Here is a 456-nt window from a genome sequence, read left to right on the forward strand (position 1 = left end):
CCCTACGCCGCGCTGTCGACCTGCATCAACCAGGCGTTGTTCGTCGAATACGACACCAAGAACCGGCCGGCGAACGTGGGCGGCGACAACCTGGTGACTAAGGTCGCGACCTGGGGCGCGACCAACTCCGGCATCGCCGACATGGACCACGCCAACTCCTTCGACAACGACCACAACCCGTGGCTGACGCGGACCTACTATCGGGTGCTCAACGGCACGGGGGATTGCGCGCTCTGACTGTGGAGGCCGGTTCGGCGCTGTCGAACCGGCTGTAATCGCCGCACTTGGTGCCTGCCGTCCGCATCGGCGGCAGGCGCTTTCTGATACCGGCTCGCCATGACGCCGGTCCCGCGGCGAAGCGGGGCACCCCGTAGCCGCCGCCCGCGGCAACGGCCGATCCACCCCGCCGCTCGCCCGTCGATCCGGCCGCTCGCCGGCCGATTTCCCCACTCGACC

At 69.1% G+C, this 456-nt stretch carries 1 protein-coding gene; it reads left to right on the forward strand.

Annotated features, from left to right (window positions below; translation table 11 throughout):
* Nucleotides 1–237 (forward strand): hypothetical protein (locus HKX41_10480; GenBank protein NNC24559.1); only part of this gene is annotated, 237 nt, incomplete at its 5' end.
* Between the last annotated feature and the right edge of the window lie 219 nt (nucleotides 238–456).

Origin of the sequence: Salifodinibacter halophilus, assembly GCA_012999515.1 — a bacterium.
GTDB lineage: Bacteria > Pseudomonadota > Gammaproteobacteria > Nevskiales > Salinisphaeraceae > Salifodinibacter > Salifodinibacter halophilus.